At 45.6% G+C, this 18,952-nt stretch carries 11 protein-coding genes; 3 read left to right on the forward strand and 8 right to left on the reverse strand.

Features of this window, described 5'->3' with window-relative positions; genetic code table 11:
• Positions 1-223 precede the first annotated feature (223 nt).
• From AC27K1_RS13230 to radA, 4 genes are all read right to left on the reverse strand, one after another.
• Complete coding sequence (locus tag AC27K1_RS13230; RefSeq protein ID WP_487151166.1) at positions 224-1,975, reverse strand: hypothetical protein; 1,752 nt, start codon at positions 1,973-1,975, stop codon at positions 224-226.
• A 109-nt stretch (positions 1,976-2,084) separates the two neighbouring features.
• Complete coding sequence (locus AC27K1_RS13235; RefSeq protein WP_487151168.1) at positions 2,085-3,902, reverse strand: ankyrin repeat domain-containing protein; 1,818 nt, start codon at positions 3,900-3,902, stop codon at positions 2,085-2,087.
• Positions 3,903-4,320: 418 nt separating this feature from the next.
• The gene (locus tag AC27K1_RS13240; protein ID WP_487151170.1) at positions 4,321-5,574 is read right to left on the reverse strand and encodes a dicarboxylate/amino acid:cation symporter; all 1,254 of its coding nucleotides are present in this window, start codon (positions 5,572-5,574) and stop codon (positions 4,321-4,323) included.
• A gap of 418 nt (positions 5,575-5,992) precedes the next feature.
• Positions 5,993-7,366 (reverse strand): DNA repair protein RadA, encoded by a 1,374-nt coding sequence (gene radA, locus AC27K1_RS13245; protein ID WP_487151171.1) that lies wholly within the window; start codon positions 7,364-7,366, stop codon positions 5,993-5,995.
• Between the two features lie 250 nt (positions 7,367-7,616).
• Between radA and AC27K1_RS13250 the strand changes: the two genes are divergently transcribed.
• Both AC27K1_RS13250 and AC27K1_RS13255 read left to right on the forward strand, forming a co-directional pair.
• Positions 7,617-8,819 (forward strand): dicarboxylate/amino acid:cation symporter, encoded by a 1,203-nt coding sequence (locus tag AC27K1_RS13250; protein WP_487151172.1) that lies wholly within the window; start codon positions 7,617-7,619, stop codon positions 8,817-8,819.
• A gap of 286 nt (positions 8,820-9,105) precedes the next feature.
• Positions 9,106-9,693 (forward strand): hypothetical protein, encoded by a 588-nt coding sequence (locus AC27K1_RS13255; protein WP_487151174.1) that lies wholly within the window; start codon positions 9,106-9,108, stop codon positions 9,691-9,693.
• 592 nt (positions 9,694-10,285) lie between these two features.
• Here AC27K1_RS13255 and AC27K1_RS13260 read toward each other — a convergent pair.
• The gene (locus AC27K1_RS13260) at positions 10,286-12,595 is read right to left on the reverse strand and encodes a hypothetical protein (protein WP_487151176.1); all 2,310 of its coding nucleotides are present in this window, start codon (positions 12,593-12,595) and stop codon (positions 10,286-10,288) included.
• Positions 12,596-13,135: 540 nt separating this feature from the next.
• Here AC27K1_RS13260 and AC27K1_RS13265 point away from each other — a divergent pair.
• Positions 13,136-13,798 carry a class I SAM-dependent methyltransferase gene (locus AC27K1_RS13265; protein ID WP_487151178.1) on the forward strand — a complete coding sequence of 221 codons (663 nt, stop codon included), beginning with the start codon at positions 13,136-13,138 and terminating at the stop codon, positions 13,796-13,798.
• 94 nt (positions 13,799-13,892) lie between these two features.
• On the opposite strand, the gene AC27K1_RS13270 is transcribed toward AC27K1_RS13265, so the two are convergent.
• The 3 genes from AC27K1_RS13270 to AC27K1_RS13280 form a co-directional block, all read right to left on the reverse strand.
• A complete protein-coding gene (locus AC27K1_RS13270) occupies positions 13,893-15,797 on the reverse strand; it encodes a hypothetical protein (protein ID WP_487151180.1) in 1,905 nt (634 codons plus the stop codon).
• A gap of 191 nt (positions 15,798-15,988) precedes the next feature.
• Positions 15,989-16,111, reverse strand: coding sequence for an IS1 family transposase (locus tag AC27K1_RS13275; RefSeq protein ID WP_487151211.1), 123 nt, complete (start codon positions 16,109-16,111; stop codon positions 15,989-15,991).
• 146 nt (positions 16,112-16,257) lie between these two features.
• Positions 16,258-18,648, reverse strand: a complete 2,391-nt coding sequence (locus AC27K1_RS13280) for a sulfatase-like hydrolase/transferase (protein WP_487151181.1) — start codon at positions 18,646-18,648, stop codon at positions 16,258-16,260.
• Positions 18,649-18,952: the final 304 nt, after the last annotated feature.

Genomic DNA, 18,952 nt, shown 5'->3' on the forward strand with positions numbered 1-18,952 from the left:
CTTCAAGTTGTCGCTTAGGTAAGGCGTGAAATGGGCCGGTAACAATCTGGTCTATATCTGTACAAAAAAGTCATCTCATATTTTGTCACCTGCAGATCGAGGGATGCGGGTTGGTGCGCCGGAAATACAGGGTTCCGGGTATCCGGTGCTTCGAGACTCGGGGTGTGGAGAAGCATTCCGGCACTGTTCACGAGAGAAGGTGATGCATTATCCATGGAGGTATTTATTGATACCCATGGCGTTTCAGTAAAGCTTCAATGTCATCGAGGCCATAGTTTATCGCCAGTCTGGTTGCTCTCAGGCCGGATACAGGTTTCCTGTCTGCCCCGTTGTGGATCAGGTAGGCCACTAATGCGTAGCTGCCGCTCTGAATGGCGGCATGGAAAGCGGTGGTGGGTGGCTGCCACAGAAGGCATGGCCGTGGTTCGTTGATATCGGCGCCTTCGGAAATCCATTTCATGGCGGTGACTGGGTCCCCCATTCTGCAGGCTGCAATGAGTCGGTCAGTGTTATCTGAAGTCTCAGGGAGCCACTGTTGCTGGAGTGTGAAAAGACTGGCAACACTCTCATTGAGATCGAGGGCATAATATTCAAAAACAAGATCGATAGGGATGTGAGTCACATTATTCCTGGTTTCATCTCGATACAGGCTGGAAACAGAAAACCGGGCATAATCACTGACCCTGTGAGGCATTTTAAGCCTGTGGCCGTCATGGAGTTGCAGTAACATATTCAGACAAATGTTGGTACGGCCATGGCCGTCGTCAAATAAGTGAGCCTGATCCAGCGATTGCAGCAGACGCAGACGGGCGCGTCGTAAAAGCCCCTCGGCAGTCTTTTTGCCAGGATAATGGATGATGCTCTCAACAGCGAAATGATAGTTGCTGATAATTCGCTGCATTTCGTCCTCACGGTTTTCAGGATGGTTGGGAAGGCATAGTCTTATTATTTCCTCATCAATATCAACGCGTGCTAACCAGCGCGTATTTTCTGGCGATATTGATGCTGATTGTTTCGGGTTATCTTTAGATAGCATGAAGTGCAGGTTTTCACTATCAAGATTCCGTCTTTTAAATAGCGACAAAATAGATTGTTTATATTTTTCACATGAATAGAGTATTGTTGTATTCTTCAAGATATCTATTATGCACCTTTCTTCGTATGGCATAAGTGCAAGATCTAATTCAAGTAAACTGTATTCGAATTTCCCATTTCCACCAACCATTGAATTGATTGTCTTGATCAAATTAATGGCGTATTTTGTTTTTTTGTGTGTGGTAACATCAGGATGAGGTATATAATCTGCCCTGCATTTTCTGACTGGAGATGAATTTGCAGGCATTCTATACGAGTTGTCATGGAATTGCGTGTTGAATAGGCCCTGTTGATAATTTTCAAGGATAAATTGAATGCCATCCAGTAAGCTGCTCATGCACTCAGGCTCATCATCCAGGGCGTGGCGACCGATGTATTTGAATTGGCCATCCATGATCAACGGAAATATTTCATCATGATGTTTCTTTATCAGGCCTGCTTTTATCGCAGGTGTTTTGGCTCTGCTAGCTTGCAGTTCAATATGAACAGCTTTCGTTAATAGTTTAACAAGAATGCTTTTGTGCTGAGGGAGTAACCGTTTACTTCTTTTAATGTTTGACTGAATTATCATCAATGCTTTGACGCGATCCTTCGTTTCAGATATCTGTTCATAGAATTGCCTTTCCAGCAGACAGGAGATGGTTTTGATAGCAATGTTAACGAGCGTTGCCTGATAACTAAATGATGCCCCTTCTCCCTGATCCAGATTCCATACCAGCTTTTTGGGATCTGTATTTCTGCTGGACAGACGCTCTGCTGGCAGCAGGGATGAAGTCAGGGTTATCAGGCGATCAGAGATGTTGCATGCCTTAATAGCCATATCTTCGGTGGGCTGAGGAAAAGTCGGCGAGAGCCTGCGGCATGATACGGTTTCATCCACCGGTATTGTAACCAGAGAGCGGCCGTCTCTTGTTTCCAGGGAGTTGCTGCGCTGTCGTATGACTTCTGGTGGTTGTCTCCCTGTGCGGTAAGATAAGGTTGGCTGGCTTTCAGTCATCATATGCAAGGGTTTTTTTTGATCGCATAGAATGAGCATCGACGGAGTCAGGGCGACTAAGAATACGTAGCATGATGGGTAAAGCAAGGTAGTATGGCCGGTTACCGGTGGCATCGGCTCTCTGTGAATCTGCACCTTGATTTAGCAGGTATGTTACCTGCTGAAGCCTGTTCACTTTGATTGCTTCTGTCAGTGGTGTACTACCGTGGAAATGAAATACAGCGCGTTTTGATGGGTAATTGATATCGGCTTTTGCCTCAATCATTTTTTTTATAATGTCAGTCTTGCCATAATGGCAAGCCGAGATAAGCACTTCATTCTGTTCAGAAGTATCCTTGAACAGATTGCCGTGTGATCTCAGGAGATATAGAGCACGTATTGCTTCATCGTGGTAGATATAATGTGTTAATAACAGGAATGGCTGTCTTGTAGCCGTCGCTTCGTTTTCACGCTCAAGCATTTCATCGGCTGTAAACCACGCGTAGTCATGGATTCGTTCTGGTCCTGCAGGCACGCTCTCTTTATGTCGGAGGCGAAGAAGAATGTCCAGGCAGCGTAACGTATGATCATGATTCTTATTGAAAGAATGTATGCGTGCAAGATCTTGTATTAGCCGAATACGGGCTTTTTGTAAATTCTGTAAATAAGTGAAGGTTGTTGATGAATCCTTATGCTTTTCTTTGGCTAGTTTAACGTTTTCATTATAGATTTTGAGTTTGTCTTCAATAGCTGTTTTGATTGTATCTTTAATAAAGTGAAAATAACGAAACTTGATGCTGGTATGATGAAAAAAACTCATTACAAAGCACTTGTTCTCAGGAGGAACAGTCGGTAATCGTTCGCCCTTTTTCACTACTTTGATATAGGCATGGTCATCCGTTACAGCCAGTTTCTGAAACAGCGCCAGGGTTTTATCCCGGTGCCTTTCACTTACGCAGCAAACCAATGCTTGATTGATTATCTCCTGTAAACCGTGCTGTGAATAACTTTCACGATTTTCAGTGTTAATAATACAGTCGCCAGGGGTGAAAGATGTAGTGCCACCAACGGCGATGATAATTCTTTCAAGTGTATTCATGTCAATGTCTTTGTCCATTGTAACGGGATGCTTCAGGACAGACTCTATTCCGTTCAGCAGCTCTGCCATTGATTCAGGCTGAACATCCAGGGCATGACGACCAGTGCCCAGGAGCTGGCCGTGTAAAATCGTTGAGTATAATTTGTCCTGATCGCCATCGCTTATCAGGTGGTTATCGACGGCAGGTTTTATGAGTTCGCAGGCCTTACAGTCATTATGTTGGGCATAATAAAAAAAATCTCTGAGCAGCTTTAAATGATCTTCAGATAAATTTTTGTCTGTCAGGGTTAAATCGCTGAGTTCTGCTAGTCGTTGTTGACGATGCTTGCCGGTATACAGGGGGTAGAAATGTAGTTCAAGGAAGCGGGACAGGGTTTTGTAATAAAGGGCTTTCAATACGGCTAATTTATCATCTGACGTAATACTGGCGGCGCCTTCGGTAGAAGGCGATATTATTCTTTCGATGAGAGGTTTATTAAATAAACTATGCCGTGGGTGAAGATCGTAAGGTAACAAATTGACGGTCAAGTCTACCAGAGATTCAGCTACTGTTTGTAATGGTTTTTCGACTTGTAGTGTTTCTTCGTCAATCGTTTGCAGAGGTGCACGGAAAGGCGGTTTGGCCTTTGTGTTTTTTTTGCGTACAGCGCTTTGTGCTTCATCTGTGTAGCTGGCGGATGACCCTTTATATGCCACTCTCTTTGATGTTGTGAAAGAAGGCGTTGAATCCATAAATAATAACTATCATCGTGTTACGGTAAAAAATGGTTTAGCGGTGTTTGCTGGCTAAACAGATGAACCTTATATCTAGCAGACAGGGGATTCAGGTGGGAGTTCAGGCGGGTGCTGACCAGTATGTCACGATGTGTTATCAGCAGACGGTTTGGGGTATAGCTGGTTAGCCGCCCATAGTCATAACACTGTGGGCGGCTGAAAATGCCATTCCAGGTACTTGTCCAGAAATAATCCCTTTGTTGTTTTCTACAGCCTGTATGGCATGGGCTGATACGCTGAGAAAACAGAGGTCTGGGTACTGATGAATAAACGTTAAACCAGTCTTTAAAGGTTGGATCAACAGCCATCCCTGGCTTCTGGGTTCTGCAGTCAGTTATGAATAGCTGACCTGTTTTTCCGGTATTTTATCAAACGACTAGTCGTAGAGCAGGGAGTCGTTTATTTCACCTTCCGTCTTGGCCACGATCGTGCTGACTGCGGTATCACCGACAACGTTGGTGACTGTGCACAGAGCATCCAGAATACGGTCGGTCGCGATAATGATACCCAGTGCCTCAATAGGCAGGCCCAGTTGGTGCAGCAATACACCGGTGGTTACAACGGCACCGCCCGGGATACCGCCGGTGGCGATGGCCAGCAGGAAGGCCGTCACGCCCAGGGTGACCAGTTCGCCGCCACTCAGGTCAACGTTATAAGCGTAAGCCACGAACACGGTAGCAACCGTCATATATATAGCTGCACCTGACATGTTCATGGTGGCACCCAGTGGTACAGAGAAGCCAGCCACTTTTTCAGATACGCCCAGTTTGTCGGTCAGTGTCCGGAAGGTCACCGGGATGGTGGCGTTGGAGCTGGCAGTGGACAGCGCAAACATCATCTGTTCACGGGTCTTGCGGATAAACGTGATCGGACTGGTGCCAGTGGCCATGCCGGTGACCAGTGGGTAGAAACCAAACAGCCAGATCAGCATGACCAGGGAGGCGGTCATCACGTAAGTCATTACGCTGAGGATGCTGTGGCTGTCCAGGGTGGCGGCCAGTTTGGCCGTCAGGAAGAACACACCGTAAGGCGCCAGCGCCATGACCATACCGATCAGCTTCATCATCACATTGTTGGCCAGGGAAAAGGCCTTGCTGACGCTGTGGGTTTCCTGGTCTTCCAGCTTTTTAATGGCAATACCGGTAATGATGGCCATGAACAGGATCTGCAGGATATTGCCTTGCGCAAACGCCTGTACCGGGTTGGTGGGCACGATGCCAATCACCATATCCAGCAGGGAAGGCACTTCCGTCTGGCTCAGGCTCAGGGAGGCATCGGCCAGACCCAGGTTGGCGCCCAGTCCCGGCTTGACCATCAGGGCGATACCGATGGCGGCTGCAATAGCGATCACCGTATTCAGCAGATAGAGCCCCAGTGTCTTGGCGCCCAGGCGGCCAAACTGGTTGATATCGTCGAGGCTGCAAACCGCGTTGACGATGGAGATGAAAATCAGTGGCATGACCATCAGTTTGATCATGGAGACGAAGATAATACCGCCGGCATGGAACAGGCCGCCGACAAGCCAGGTTTGAAGCATACCTTCCGGTGACGCGAAGTGTTGAATCAGGGCGCCAGCCAAAATACCGCCTACCAGGGCGATCAGGATGCGAGTTGCCAGATTACTACTCATGGATCAGGAACTCCCGCTTATGGAGTCTCTCGACTCTCATGTTATTGAACATTTTTGTTATAAGAGATTGGAATCTAACCTATAACTAATGGCAATACAAGACGCTAAAAAGTGCAATCTAAACGGGATGATCACCCGAAAAAAGGATAAAAACAGTAACAAATCCTGTTAGTGAAACTAACAAGGGATGGCGAAAGGACTGGGGTTTTGGGGAAAAAGGGGCAGAAATGCCTCAGGTGTGCAGGGTGCGTAGTTATACCTAAAGTGCGCGGTGGGAGCCAATTCGGAAGATGTGCTATCAGCGGTTTACTGTGCAGGGCCGGCGGCAAATGATAAAAAATTGCCGCCTGCACAGGGGAAACGTTCCGGGAACGGAAGACGATGAAAATCGTTACCAATGCGTTAGCGCTGGCGCAGTCTAGATGGCATCCAGCGCGTCAGACAGCTTGTTGACCCCAATAATCTCAATACCCTCAATCGGTTTCCTGGGACGGTTGGCCATGGGGACGATCGCACGCCGGAAACCATGCTTGGCGGCTTCGATAATCCGTTCCTGGCCACTGGCGACCGGTCGGATTTCGCCCGCCAGGCCCACTTCGCCAAACGCCACCAGATCCTGTGGCAGCGGTGTATCCCGCAAGCTTGAAACAATCGCGAGCAGGCTGGCCAAATCCGCACTGGTTTCAGTGATGCGGACGCCACCGACCACGTTGAGGAACACATCCTGGTCACTGGTAAAAATGCCGCCATGGCGGGTCAGGATAGCGAGCAGCATCGCGAGCCGGTTCTGGTCCATGCCAACCGTGACCCGGCGCGGATTACCCAGCTGAGATTCCACCACCAGGGCCTGAATCTCAACCAGCAGGGGCCGGGTGCCTTCCCACAGCACATTGATAACGCTGCCGGATACGGCTTCATCAGCACGGGTCAGGAAAATGGCTGAAGGATTTTTGACTTCCTTTAAGCCTTTTTCAGTCATGGCGAAGATGCCGAGTTCATTCACCTGCCCGAAACGGTTCTTGGTCGCGCGCATGATCCGGAAGCGGGAATCATCCGTCGTGCCGAGCATCAACTGGGTATCGATGATATGACTCAGCGTCATGGGGCCGGCGAGCGAGTTGTCCTTGGTGACATGGCCGACGATTAGCAGGACGGTTCCCGTTTGCTTGGCAAACCGGGTCAGGAAGGCGGCGGATTCCCGTACCTGAGCGACACCGCCGGGGGCTGAGTCGATGCCATTCATAAAGGTGACCTGAATGGAGTCGATCACGATGATGCCGGGCTTTTCAGCTTCCGCGATGGCAACGATTTTTTCTGCCGAGGTTTCGGCCAGCATCTTCAGCTGGTCGGTCGGCAAGCCAAGACGTTTTGCCCGGTTGGCGATCTGTTGCAGGGATTCTTCGCCGGATACATACAGTGCCGGCATGCTCTGCGCAACATGGGCCAGGGTTTGCAACAGGATGGTACTTTTACCTGCGCCGGGATGGCCGCCAATCAACACGGCGCTACCCGGAACGAACCCTCCGCCGAGAACGCGGTCTAACTCGGAGGAACCGCTGGTGAAGCGAGGGGCATCCTCAACGCTGACAGCACTGAGCAACTGGACACCGGACTGCGCACCGGCAAAGCCTGAACGATTGGCGGCTGCAATAGCGGGAGATGTCGCAGGACCGAGGTTAATTTCCCGGATGGTGTTCCAGGCTTTGCAGTCCGGGCACTGTCCCTGCCACTTACCTGACTCGCTGCCACATTCGGAACATACGTAGGCTTTACGGGTTTTGCCTCTTGCCATGCTTTCGGTGAATCCTGTAGAAAAGAAAAGGTTGCTTCTGGACGTATTGTTCAGGCTTGAGACGACATGGGTCAATACCTGAAGGAATAAGTGCTGCTTTAATCGCGCAGGACGCAAGTTCTACTATGCTGTCCTCGATCTATAACACAGTGCGGTTTCCAAGACGCCTTGAATGCGGGGGCGGGAATGCCATGCATGGCAGCCCGGGCAAACAAGGTCGATGAATAAATCCAGAAGAGGTTGTACTGGAATGAAGTTGATAGTTCGATTGCTGGCGGGTATTGTCGCCGGCGTTATCATTGGTCTGCTGGTACCACAAGCCGGCATTATTGAAGCGCTGGCACGGTTGCTGGTGACCTTCAAGTCGATCTTCGGTGAATTTATTAATTTCACCATTCCCCTGATTATCCTGTTCTACATCATGAGCGGTGTTGCCAACCTGCAGCAGGGTTCCGGCCGCGCCCTGGGTACTACCGTTGGTTTTGCTTACCTGTCCACCATTCTGGCCGGTTCACTGGCGTTCTTCATGGCCAGCACCTTTATTCCGGGCATGGTGGAACTGGGTTCCCAGGCAGCATCGGAAGGCGCCGGCCTCAAGCCGATCATGGTGCTGGAAATCCCGCCGGTCATGGGGGTTATGACCGCGCTGGTGATGGCCTTTGCCTTTGGTATGGGGATCTCCGCGACTGGCGGTCGTGAACTCAAGACGGTGGTTGACCAGGCGAAGGATATTGTTGAGCTGATGCTCTCCAGGGTCCTGATTCCCGGTCTGCCCTTCTATATTGCCGGTGTCTTTGCCGAGATGGCCGTTGACGGTACTGTCTTCTCGACACTCAAGACGTTTGGCGTGGTGCTGATGCTGGCCATTGTCATGCACTGGATCTGGCTGGCCGTGCTGTACTTCAGCACGGGTGCCGTAACCGGCCGCAATCCGCTGACCCTGCTGCGCAATATGATTCCGGCTTACCTGACCGCTGTCGGTACCATGTCCAGTGCGGCCACCATTCCAGTCACTGTTCGTCAGGCCAAGGCCAATGGCATTGACGAGAACGTGGTGGATTTTGCGGTACCGCTGTGCGCTACCATCCACCTTTCCGGCAGTGCTATCACACTGACTACCTGTGCCACTGCGGTCATGCTGCTGACCGGTCTGGCTGAGCCGACCTATGGCATGATCCTGCCGTTCCTGCTGATGCTGGGTGTTACCCTGATCGCCGCACCGGGCGCACCGGGTGGTGCGGTTATGGCATCACTGGGTCTGCTGACCAGCATGCTGGGCTTTGGTGAGTCCGCCATTGCGCTGATGATTGCCCTGTACATGGCGCAGGACAGTTTCGGTACTGCCTGTAACGTGACTGGCGATGGCGCGATTGCTGCCCTGGTTGAGCGTTTCGGCCGTACTGCCGATGAGCCTATGGCTTCTGCCGTTCTGCCTGAAGGTCAGGAAGGGTAATCTACTGACGTGATGGTAAGCCTGTGGAGATATCGCTAACGCTGTTCTTGTTGATATCTCCATTGGCTTTTATGAGTATGTGATCACTATTCAGACTAGTTGTTGTTTTTCTTCCGCTTGAGGCCATGTTTCCTCTCTAGCTTCGCTGGGTTGAAGGGAAACCCCAGGCAAGGCGGTTGCTGACATTGGTGGCAGTTCGATACCTTCATCGCTTTCTCTGATATTTTGTTCCCTAAGGCGTCTGTTAGCTCACCAAATCAACATCAAGCAAAACTAAGGAGAGAAAATGGAGACGGAAGTAGTAAGCAATACATCTACTCTTTTGAAAGATGGAATACTTGTCTCTTTATTGATCAATTTCATTGTATCCTGTTGGCTACATTACAAGGAGAGGTTAAGCATTTATTGTGACTATACAGATGTCGCTTTTACTGTTGTAGGAACTATAGGTGTTGTAATTATCGGTTTAATTCTTGGCTTTATCGGAGTAAGTCAGGATGTAATTCGCTACATTTGTATTGGTTTATTTTCACTCATTGCACTGATAGTTGTAATGAAATCAATTAGAGTTAATGGCTTTTTCTTTGGGTTAATGGCAGCTATTGCCAAATACTCGGTGATGGCTTTCTATATTTTGGCTTTATTCAAAATATTTAATTCTGGTGGCACGCCACGAAAAAAAGGTGAATCCAAAAGAGCCTATCAAGCAAGGCAGCGAAGAGAAACCAAAAATCAAGTATGGTGGGCTGCATTACTTACAATGGCTGTAGGCTACCTTACACATATAACAGTCAGAAATGACTATTTCGTTTCAATTGACGAATACTTGGGTCGAACTGAAAACGAAGATTCACAGCTAACCGAACAACAGTAAAATGTGCAATTGGTAAGCTACAAGTGCATCCAGCCGACCGCCTACGGCGTCGGCTGATGCAAGCGTTATAGGACATCGTTTTGTGAATGATGTTTCTGGCCTTTTTCTCGTTAATGCGTTTTAGCATCATTAAAACCGGGATGCCGCGCCCGAAATGATGATCTATGCGATAAGAAAGATCAGTCTTGTTCTGCATGAAAACGTTTTCATTATCATAAAGTAAGCCGCCCAGTTCGTTTTCGATAACAGCCAGATAATGTCCCTTTCTGGCAGAGGCCGCTTCTTCAGCGGTACTGTGAGTGGAGAGTTTTTGTTCATAATAAATGCTGCTGGCCATTTCAAAACACAGTCTTGCTTCCTGCTTTGTCTCATTGTCTATCAATGCCCTGTAGTCAGGTCGTAATGTTTTCATGCGATGGCGCTATTGGTTTGTTTTTCTGATAGTTATCAACTAATTGCTTGTAACTAACGGATAATTTAAGAGATGAAACTGCTTGTTTCATGGTGATACTCCTATTGAAATAAAATAGTATGGAAATTAAAAATAAGGCTTCAGTGACTGTGTTTTTAGATGCGCCGCAATATGAGTTTCTTACAATTCAAAATCTTCGGCTGCTACAACGGGAGCCAAAGCACGGTTTGATAAATAATAAGGAAGCTTATTGTCAAATGCGCCCTTCAGCTTTTTGACAGGTATATCAAAGTCCCGTTCGAAATAAAGAAGGTAAGGGTGTGGAGGCGGTGTTTGGTACACTGGTGACTTGTAAGGGAGTACGCCAGCGTCACGAATGTGTTCATCGTCATGTTCGGTCAGTTTCTTACCATCGTACGTCACGGCGATGTAATGACCTGTGTTCATGGAATCTTCTTTTTGAGGGTCACTAATGTGACAAATGAATCCCCTGAATTTAAAGGTGGTGTCGAAAGATGCGCATTTTCTCCTGTCCCAAATAGGAAATGTGATCAATGGTTTCAGGTTTTCTCTAATCTTTGAAGCATATTCTGTTAACTTATGCGGGGTTTGAGTAATGATATTGTATTTAAAAATGCATGCTTGAATGCCTATAGCACTCAGTCTTTCTATATCGCCTTCAAAGATATTGGCTTGTTCTGTTTTCCAGGTGACACTTTCAGCAATATAATGACTGGCTTGCTCACGTGTACCTTTAAGAAATGTGACATTATCAAGTTCATCTTGGGTTAATTTAACGCTGCTTCGGGGTGTTAAAGCCTCACAGTGCATTAGGTCAATAATTTGTTGTTGTATATTGCTATCTTCTGCCGTATTCGGCTCAAGCGAAATGAAGGGCATCGGTGGATCTGTCCGTGGTGCTTTTACCAGCTGAACGGTGCCATATTTCAGTATTGAGATTGTTGTTAATTGTAAAGTACAAGCAGGATGATCATCTAATCCAAGACTTTCAAATAGTTCCAGTTGAAACTCATGAGGGTCATGCTGACCAGTTTGTTTTACATCTTCACAAGAAAAAATCCTGTGGAAAGGGTGAATATAGGTAGGCGTTTTAATTTCTTCTGTACGAGGTTTGGGGGCGGGCTCAAAGATTGGATCACGTGTTATCTCTGCTGATGATGTTGCAATAGCAGGTGCGTCAGATTCTGTTGCCTGTCCTAGCTCAGATATAATTCTTTCAAGTGTTGTTAATAGATCTAACTCTTTATCTGGTTTTTCTTCGGTTGATTTTTTTTCTTTTGGTAGTTCTTTAACTGATTTTTCTTCTGGTGGTTCTGTTTCTGTTGGTAGCTCTTCAGCTGGTTTTTCTTCTGGTTGTTTTTTCTGTTTTAGTAAACCTTTTTTTTCTTCGTGCAAGCCTTTTTGACGGCAGGCAGTCATAAGCTTAACTAATAAATTGTCTATTGTATCCTCAGTTATTGGTGGTGATGGGAGGTTTTGAATGGATATGAGTTGCAACAATATGGACTGTATTTTTTTATCATCTTCTCCAGTCTGAATTTTTTTATCAGATGAATTTTTTGAACTACGATCTGAATCTTCGTTTTTGTGCTGTTCAAAGATGTCAGCTAGCAGGGTTTCACGTAAAATATTTATTGTTGAGTTTAAAAAGCAGGTGAATCCAAAGTTGGGTAAACTTAAGGGGTCGGATGTTAAAGAACGATGTATTATATATTGTGTTATGTATTCCTCATCAGGTACTGTTTTTGTTGTCGGTGTGGCGAGAGTGAGTTTTGGTGTTTCTTTTGTTGGTCGTTTACATGGGGCGAGCATTGATTCTTGTATGATGTTTTTTGATGTTTGTAATTTTGCTTTGATTTTATCTAGCCTTACCTCTGGCATCTCATGAAATAATTCGCCTAATTCTTTTGTGTTTATATTGTCTGGGTTTAATTCGATTGTTAAATCAATAATGCCCTGACTGACTTGGATATGCTGAAGGATTTTTTGAATGATTTGTTTGTTATGATCAAGTTTCGTGATTGAACCTGCTGGCTGAAACAGGATTTCACAATGTCTAATCCATACATAGTTAAAAAGATGCATCATGAGATGTGAATAATCCTTATTCGATGACCAATCCCAATTATTGCGCAGCGAATTTTTGAATTGTTCACAGACGAAGTGAGTCGTATCAGCGATGCCTGGTTCTTCGAGACAGGCAGTATATAAACAGTTTGTCACGCCACACACCATTCGTGTGCAAATATTATTGCGCTTTCTTACTGCTCTGAAGTTGTCTTCCAATAGAGTTATATCGTCTTCGGTAAGGTGGCGTGTAGATATAGGTTCTAGCTGTACAAGTGGATTTGTTTCTTCAACGGCAGAGACCCTGCGAGATCCGGCCACTACCGATGTGGATGGTAGTTGAATTTCTTCCCGACTTTCACTCAGTTTGGTATGAGTATGAGCGCTTAGCTTGATATCCATTAGTGCTTGATCCCATGTGTGGACGTAATTGCCAATTATTCATGGGTTAATATTTTTCTCACTAACTGGATGGTCAGTGTCCTTTTCATTCGATAGTTTTACAGGTTGCTTTCTCTTGTTTTTCTTCAATGCTTGAATGAAATCTGTTTGTGGCAGGTTCGACTTTTTGCTATGGAATAGTATAAATAGAGTGCCTGTGCCTGTTGGTAGAATTGTCACATTTTGCGGCGTAATTGATACATGATTACCACTATTGTTCAGCTATTTTTTGAGCCTTACAGATACCACGCCGGATAGATGGCGCATAAGTATCTTCGCGCTGGCACCTGAAAATTGCATCAGCGGCTCTTATCGCCAGTATGCCAGGGCTTTCAAAGCATCTGCTTCTACCGTGGCTGATGAATGGTGGTCATCAGGTAACAGAATGGATAGCCCTGTTTAATGATTCATGATTGGATTGTTTTTGAATCAGGTAACAAAAAGCCGTTTTATTTTGTTAGGCTGGATCTTGCGTTTAGTAACCTGTTAAGGGGGTGGTTTATGTCACGAAAGACTCTGCAGATCACTCAAGACTTGGTAGATTACCTTGTCTCTGTTGGATGCAGGGAAAGTGAACTGCAGGAAAAACTCCGGTTGGAAACCGCTAAGCGGAAAGACTCAAACCTGCAGATTGCACCGGAACAGGGGCAATTCATGGCACTGCTGGTGCAGCTGATGGGCGCCCGCCGTATTATCGAGATTGGTGTTTTTACCGGCTACAGCTCGCTTTCCATGGCAGAAGTTCTGCCTGATGATGGTTATATCCTGGCCTGCGATATCAATCCGGATACCACGGCGATTGCCCGACAGTACTGGCAGGCTGCCGGTGTCGAGGGGAACATCGATCTCCAGCTGTCTCCGGCACTTGAAACCCTGAATAACGTCATTGCAGAGGGTAACGCTGGCACATTTGATATGGCGTTTATTGATGCAGACAAGTCATCGTATGACGATTATTACGAATGTTGCCTGACACTGCTTCGTCCCGGGGGCCTGATTATCATGGATAACATGTTGTGGAGTGGCCGTGTCGCAGAGGAGGGTGGGGATGCAGATACACAAGCGCTCAAGGTGATTAATCAAAAAATTCATCAGGATGAACGGGTGGATATGGTGTTATTACCTCTGGCTGATGGTGTGACACTGGCACGTAAACGGCCATGAATGGCGATAAGAAAAACAAACGGCAGGAGAAGGTATATTTATTCCTTCCCTGCCGTTTTTCGCCGGGATAGCGTTTAACTGTCTGTAATCCCACTTATTTAAATAGTGTGTGTTTTAGCCTCACCAAGGCTGGCAATGGTAGTGGTTTTAATTCTGGATCCCGGTAGTAGAAGAGTAAATAAGGCTCGGCGTTGGTTCTGCTTATTAGCGAGTTGAGATGCTCGACTTTCGTGGCTGCACCTTTATCGTAGTGGATACAGTCTTCATGCTGCATGACAGCACTATAGTTGCCTTGCAATGGACTCAAGCCAATATGATGAAGGCAGACGCTGACAAGATTTAATGTGATTCCATAGGATTTTTGGGTTTTCTTATCGAACACCTGAACTTTTAGTGTGCTTTCTATGCTTGTCCAGGGATTTTTCTGACGCATTGTCTCGGTCTGTCTATATTGAGGTTTCAGTTTTGGATGAATACCCAGTGAATGAAAGGTATTCAGATCTGGGACGGAGAGTTGGTGCGTGTGTTTCGTGCTAAATGGAATACTGCCTGAGATGTGTTTGTTTATTTGATCGGAGTTCGTGTCTGGAGTGAACTCAACGCGTTCAACGTCATTGTAGGTTAGCTTGACGCCGCCATCTGAATGTTGAACACCCTGCGATGACAGAAAGTCATACACCAGCTGCTGACATATGTTCACCGTAGGGAGTGACGTTAATTCAGGAACGTCTATCGGTACGATGTTCATCTTATATTCGTTGAAATCAGGACATTCTTTCTTGCCAGAGATGACGGACTGGTCTGACTCAGCAGGTATGGATAAATGATACTTTTTTGAAAGAAGGACAGAACAGGAAGGCTTCTCGTTGAGTAACAGGCAGTCAAACAGGGTATTGATGAATTCATACGGATCTTGTGGCCGGATATCATCGTAGCGCCAGTCGGACGATTCATAGGTTTTACAGGAACTGTCAGCGGCAGCCGCAGCGTCTGCACCAGCGGTTTCTGATAATAATGGAAACATCTGCTTCAGGGCGGGGTAACGAGAGCCTTCTTGTATAGCGAGTTGGTGACAAATCTTTATGAGTTCATCGAGTAATGAACTGCTAAATGTTTTCCACTCGCCATCTGTCATGGCTGTCTCAAAATTATCCGGATGTATTTTGATTAACAGGTCAAGTAGCGCCTTTCTGGGTGGATCTCGCCAATCACGGCCTGATTGAAACAACTCTGCGCTTTGCTGTAAATCAGAAAGCGGAACAGCCCTTAAAGCGCATTGGAGTGACGCATACATAAAGCTCAGTTTTTTACAGGTATCGGGAAACGCTAATCGCCGCACACCCAGAACCTCTTTTACAAATGTCGGACTGATGTGTTTATTTTCTGCTATCTCTTTTATGAATTCTGGTTTGTAATCATCGTACTTCGGTTGGCTATATTTTATTAGTTTGGCTTCTATTTTTTTGCAAGAGCCTGGGGTGGCCATTAGCGTTCTAGAGATTCTCTTTTCATTGAACAGGTAACACTCTAATATATCCAGGGGGCGCTGAGGGGCGTGTGTATGGACATAGACCTCAGCTAACAGGCGCTTGATGTTATCTTCCAGTACAGGCAGGTGATCTTTTTCTATTTTGTGCTTTTTCTTTGCTGATGTTCTCGTGTAGATGCATAACCCTGCCTGCACAGCTAAAGTGATTTTATCTATTTCTTGTGGTTGATCAGTGACAGCATGCGCTGTTTTTTGCGTAGTTTGCAGCTCATCAAGATGGCGATTTATTGCCTCAGGGTTTGAGATCGACAAGATTTTTGAGAATTGTTGCAATAACGGCGTTGTTAGTGGGATTTTTCGTAATACCTCGTTTTCTCTGGCTATTTTCGCTTCAACACCTTCTGATATGCTGACTGCGCCCATAGCGCGGGAAATGCCTCTTTGACTAACATTCTCATCGGTTCCTGGTATGGCTGTTGCCGAACCTGAACCTACGTGACTGGTTTTCATAAATACCTCCTGATGGTAGTAAGTTTGAGACAATGAAATAATTAGACACGGGATTGAATATTATCTTGTGCATGGAAACTGATAATCACTAACAATCTGGTTGAATAGATAATCCCGAAAAATAAGTGCTTAAATACTCAGGGAGAAAATATGACTGATTGATTTTCTTCAGTCTGAAAAACAGTAATACATCAAATGCGTTGATAGTGCGTGTCATTGATAAACGCACCAATGACTTTGTCGTGAAACGCCTGCGAGCGGGAAAAGCCAATCACCATCCTGGCCCGTCTTGTAAAACGTGTATCGGGCTGGATAAATGCATTCGGCTAGAGCGCAGCGTCAGTGGGGAATTTGGCCGTGTCCTGGAAATGAGTGCGTCAAGCGCAGGGGGGATGGTTGCCCGGTGCTGTGGTCAATCAAGGATCAGGAATAATCTACGAATACGCTTGTCGTTTGTGAGTTAGCGGTTATTAATATCGACATTTCCAGGTATGAGTAGTCTGAAACGATCGAGTGGAAGATTCTGGATCGCTTCTGCCTTGATATGCAGCGTATTCCATTTGAAATGTTGTGCAGCAGGCATACTGTTTATGGCCGTAAAGACCCGGTTATCAAAAGAGATATCTGTGAACCACTGTCGGAATGTTGATTGATTTAAGATGTTATTCAATTCCATACAGGCTTTTGAACCTGACAGGGAACGACCTTTTTGAATATTTCTTGTGCATTCGACTCCCACATCGGTAGGAATATGATATGAAGTGAAAATACCTTTTTTATTAAGCGATTCCGTGCAGGCGCTTAAATCTATATTGTTGTTTATCGAAGAGGATGGAAATTCTATCAGAGTATGAATGCCGGAATAGAGGTCCTTTGATAATTCATTGTTAAGCGTTTCGCAGTTTGTTGAGTTGTCAATATTATGAGCGTCTATCCAGAGGTGCATACTTTTATATTTTTTAGCCTTCGCAATCCCTGCCATCTTATCAAGGGATATCCCAACAGACTTGTCCGGTGGCTCGGTGATCATGGCATGATGGTTGTTAATCAGCATATCTAATTCCAGGCAGTTGGTTAATGCCGAACCTCTGATGGCTTTGGCTAGAGAGTTAGAGCGGTGATAACAAATGCCAATATTGTTATCAGTGAATGCTCTTTGCAGAATATTGTGCCTTGTCGCATCATCCGTAAAGTCTTTATGGTTATTGTATGGCTTCATTTGGGTGCGGATTGCGCCATATTCGTTGCCGAGATCCCTGATAACAATGTTTTTATCATTACAGTCAGGGACACCAATCTGGCAGGGCGTGTGAGGTGTGCCATCGGCTAACTGGTTGATTTTAACACCCAGAAATTCAAGCAGTGTATCGGGCAGCTGCGCCAGTGTGGCAAAGGTATTGTTTTCTAAGCGACGCTTTGTTGTCTCTAATAACTCGGGATCTTTGCGGGCGGCAGCATCATTAAAGTAAATCAGGAAAGGGATCTGAGCCATTTCTGAAACAAATCTTGATGAATCGTGTCCTCTACCGGTATAAGGTGATTCTCCATGGTCTGATAGGTAGACAAAGATCATGGGTTCAGTTTGCTTTTTTACGTAATTCAGCGTGGTGACAATGTTGGAATCAATGTAGGAAATGGCGCTGTCATATGATTCGATCATACTTAGCAGGTCAGTATTTATAGATGATCCAACGATACCTTCATAATCAATGTTGGAAAAATAAGTGTCAACGGGTTTGTGAAACTCGAATGGAATAAATCGCCTATAGTCACCATGGCCGGCGTAGGAGTGGAATACATAGAGAGCGTAGCTGTCCTTATCAGGTTGATTCATTTCATTATTGATGACCTGTGCGAGATAATCATGGTCGAAAGTGATATCAACAAGGTAGCTGATACTTCCAAATTGAGAAGTGACAGGATTGGACAAACGACGTGTTGCCTCTTTAAATAGGATGGGAGATCCAAGATTCCATGTGCCAGATTTACTTTGATTACTGAAAAGATAGGTTTTTATATCAATGCTATGAAGAATACTGGGTAGTGGTACCTGCTTTCGCTTATAGATCGGACTGTCATCGATTAAACTCTTCTTATTGGCAGGAATACTGAGTGCCTCAAGAAGAGAGAGGGTTGTATGTGTATGCGTTGACCATACGTTCTGACCAATAAGCAAATTGGGATTTTCTTTCTTGAATGCTTTCAGCAACGGTGTCGTTTCCCTGGGATAGCCATATATCCCCATATTCATTGATGAAGTGCTTTCTCCCAGATAAAGAAAAACGGGTATGCCTTCCGATGTTTTTTCAACATTGATTGCTTTATTGGAATTGTGAAAATTCTCCTGGAGGTTGTCGTAAAACGATAAGCTTTTTAAAAAGGTTGTGGCAGCGCTATTTATTGCTAATGCTGGGAGGAAAACCGTAAACGAAATAATGGTAACTATCTCGCATGCTTTATACGGTTTCGTTAAGTGCTGGCGATTATTGGCTGGTGTCCATAGAATACACCAGAGTAGAGTGTAAATAGAGAATGCAATAATCCATGATGTGATATGTTCCCAGTTGCTCACTGACGATGTGGATATGATTGTGGAGATCCAAAATAAAGCTTCTCTTATTTCAAAGTTCCGTGCTTCAGTAAATGAATCTATACCTAGATAGGGTGTGATCTCTATTATTGGGCCAATAAACATTAAAAATATGAGTGAGAGCGTAAGACAGAGTGTTGTCAGGATTTTTTTGTTGTTTCTATAAAAGATGATTCCAAGGTGGATAAACCCTAATGTTGGTAGCCAGATTTCCCTGGTTATCCAAAGTGGATGGATTTTATTGATAATTAAATCAATCATTTCATGATGGGTTGCGCGATATGTTGTTTTTATTTGTGGGCTAAATGTATTTCGAAAGTATAGTTTGTTTAAATAGTTGTTTATTGGCTTGATTCTGCTTTTGATTGTTATCTGTATCAGGTAATTCTTTACATACTTTTTGGGTGCTTTCTTAGTGAAGTCGTTGTTCTCAGTACTTGTATCCCGATGTTTGGGACTATGGGTTGGCAGAGAACGCTGATAGAAAGCGCTTTATATTCTGATGAAGTGTCAAAATCTGGCGTGTTTATAGACTGTCAGATGCCTGTAGCGTCCTGCAGGGAGA

It is taken from the genome of Kistimonas ophiarachnellae, from assembly GCF_057552235.1.

Bases quoted from the DNA above. Each gene is read 5' to 3' on its own strand.
- AC27K1_RS13235 (WP_487151168.1), bottom strand. From the start codon at position 3,902: ATGGATTCAACGCCTTCTTTCACAACATCAAAGAGAGTGGCATATAAA.
- AC27K1_RS13240 (WP_487151170.1), bottom strand. From the start codon at position 5,574: ATGAGTAGTAATCTGGCAACTCGCATCCTGATCGCCCTGGTAGGCGGT.
- radA (WP_487151171.1), bottom strand. From the start codon at position 7,366: ATGGCAAGAGGCAAAACCCGTAAAGCCTACGTATGTTCCGAATGTGGC.
- AC27K1_RS13250 (WP_487151172.1), top strand. From the start codon at position 7,617: ATGAAGTTGATAGTTCGATTGCTGGCGGGTATTGTCGCCGGCGTTATC.
- AC27K1_RS13255 (WP_487151174.1), top strand. From the start codon at position 9,106: ATGGAGACGGAAGTAGTAAGCAATACATCTACTCTTTTGAAAGATGGA.
- AC27K1_RS13260 (WP_487151176.1), bottom strand. From the start codon at position 12,595: ATGGATATCAAGCTAAGCGCTCATACTCATACCAAACTGAGTGAAAGT.
- AC27K1_RS13265 (WP_487151178.1), top strand. From the start codon at position 13,136: ATGTCACGAAAGACTCTGCAGATCACTCAAGACTTGGTAGATTACCTT.
- AC27K1_RS13270 (WP_487151180.1), bottom strand. From the start codon at position 15,797: ATGAAAACCAGTCACGTAGGTTCAGGTTCGGCAACAGCCATACCAGGA.
- AC27K1_RS13280 (WP_487151181.1), bottom strand. From the start codon at position 18,648: ATGATTGATTTAATTATCAATAAAATCCATCCACTTTGGATAACCAGG.